We start from the raw sequence: 2,142 nt of genomic DNA, 5'->3' as shown, positions 1-2,142 counted from the left end.
AACTGATTATAAAGGAATTTACGAGATCTCGCCACCCTTTTTCATGAAATATCCGGGCTAGACAGCGGGCGGCCAGGGGAATGTCCGCCGTGATGGCGATATCCCCCCGCTCAATGCGCTCCACGATCCAGTCATCGGCCTTGTCCAAACCGCCCATGACTACCCGGAGGTTCAACAGGGGATGGGCTGGCAAGCGCATCCATTGGTTGCTGACCATGTGGACGAAAAGAGCATGGCGTTCGGCGACCCGCATCACCTCGGACTTCACCGGGCAGGCGTCGGCATCCACGTAGATCATCATTTTGGACCATCGTATTTCTGGACGAGGCGCTCCCACTCCTGCACCTCCCCATTCACAATGCTGAACAGGGGATGGGGAGTGGGTCTGGCGATCTGAATCAAGGAATCGTGATGATCGGGACTCCGAACAGCGGTCTTGCCCAGGAAATGCATCCATTCATGAAGAAGCTGCCCGGTCGTTTCCCGAATGGAGCCGCTCCATGTCGCTGCCGAGATGCGGGAGGCGTCGAACCGGTAGTTCCGCCGCAGTGCCTCCTGATGCACCTCCCGAAGATAAGCAGCCACAGCTCCGACGGGATCTGCCTGCTCCCGGAACCGGAGCAGCTGCGGGTGGCGGGTATAGCCCCGGGTCATCCCCTGGAGCACCTTCTGGGCCAGCAACGCCTCCCGCCACAGGGCGACCAGACCTTTGGCGTCGAGATACCGGGGGTGAAGGGTCCAGAGTCGCATACCGTACATCACCTGCCTGGGTTTGCTAAAGCACCGAAAAGACGCAAGGCGGCTAACCGCTGAGGATCTACCGGGTGTGCCAGCGGCATCACCGTAGCATCAGCGCGAACACACCCCAGCCCAGGTATTCACGCGTGTAAGCGGCGTAGCGCTCGGGTTCCGAGGTCAGATTGGCTCGAACATCTTTAGCGAGCTCGTCGTCGGGATTGGCTTCAAGCCATCGGTGCATGGTGAGCCATTTAGCCGCCTCGTATCTATCCCAGCCGTCTTGGTCAGCCAGAACCATTTCCACGATGTCATAGCCAAGGCGTACAAAAGACGCGAGAAGTTCTGGAAGTATGAGAAAGTCGGAAATTGAGTTGGCAAGACACCCTTTGGCAATATCTTCTGTCGGCGGTAACTGCCGCCAGTAGGGCTCGCCGATGAGGATGATCCCTCCGGGGCGCAAGCTCCGCGCCAGAAGTTCTATAGTGCCGCCGACTCCTCCGGCAATCCAAGTGGCACCGACACAGGCTGCCACACTGACTTTCTCGTCAGAGACATAGCCGGCAGCATCGCCATGGATGAACTTTACTTGATCGGCGACGCCGAGTTCTTCAGCACGGAGTTTCGCTTGCTCGGTGAACAACTGGCTCATATCGATGCCGGTGCCGATGACGCCGTGATCGCGTGCCCAGGTGCACAGCATCTCCCCCGAACCGCTGCCGAGATCGAGCACTCGGGCCCCCGATTCCAGACGCAGCGCCGCGCCGAGGGTGGCGAGCTTTTCGGGTGTGATCGGGTTATGGATGCGGTGAGCACTTTCAGTGATGTTGAATATTCGTGGGATGTCCACTGTGGAAAATCTCCTGACGGGTGTGAATAGATAAGGTCACTGCTGCCCAAAATAATCAGGAATCCGGTTTTGCCTTCAGTTCTGGCAAAGGTTTGAAGTGATTTTGGACGGAATTTGCTTGGACCATTACATTCTGGAGTGCGGCAAAAAAAGAAAACAGCCTTGATGAGGATACTCAAAGGGATGGTCCATCACCAGGGACGGTGCTTTCAGAAGTGTCCATCTTGATCATGGTCGCCTTTTTGACGTCGGGTTCCTTCGATCCAGAAGCAGTGCGAAGGGAGGTCAAAATGGCTCTGAGGTCGGGGTGGGTGCAACCTGTTGATTTTATGGGCGAGGTCGGGGTCAAAGGGGCGTGAGGTCGGATGGGCCGAAGTCCTCGGCCACTGAGAAAGAGAGAGGGGTTGGGGCAGGTTTTGGCCTGGGTGGGCATGAGGCCGACCTCGCGGCGGACGCGTCACATTGTGACCGTCTCCGTAACCATTGAATTTATTGGAACTTTATACGCAAAAAAGGCCACCCTTGCAGGTAGCCCTTTTCAGATAACTTCTTGATAT

General features: G+C 56.9%; 3 protein-coding genes. All 3 read right to left on the bottom strand.

Annotated features, from left to right (window positions below; translation table 11 throughout):
• Positions 1-301, bottom strand: a 301-nt coding sequence (locus tag ASN18_RS16765) for a DUF188 domain-containing protein (RefSeq protein WP_236861864.1), incomplete at its 3' end; no start/stop codon positions are given.
• Positions 298-750: a pyrimidine dimer DNA glycosylase/endonuclease V gene (locus ASN18_RS16760; protein ID WP_085053929.1), complete on the bottom strand. Its 453-nt coding sequence runs from the start codon at positions 748-750 to the stop codon at positions 298-300. The genes ASN18_RS16765 and ASN18_RS16760, both read right to left, overlap by 4 nt.
• An 88-nt stretch (positions 751-838) precedes the next feature.
• Positions 839-1,585: an SAM-dependent methyltransferase gene (locus tag ASN18_RS16755; protein WP_085053928.1), complete on the bottom strand. Its 747-nt coding sequence runs from the start codon at positions 1,583-1,585 to the stop codon at positions 839-841.
• Positions 1,586-2,142 lie beyond the last annotated feature (557 nt).

Origin of the sequence: Candidatus Magnetominusculus xianensis, from assembly GCA_001541255.1 — a bacterium.
Taxonomy (GTDB): Bacteria; Nitrospirota; Thermodesulfovibrionia; order Thermodesulfovibrionales; family Magnetobacteriaceae; genus Magnetominusculus; species Magnetominusculus xianensis.
The sequence above is the reverse complement of the archived record's forward strand: the minus strand, read 5'-3'. Positions and strand labels throughout refer to the sequence as shown.

What these genes read in the sequence shown, in the direction of transcription:
- ASN18_RS16760 (WP_085053929.1), bottom strand. Translation starts at nt 750, where the DNA reads ATGCGACTCTGGACCCTTCACCCCCGGTATCTCGACGCCAAAGGTCTG.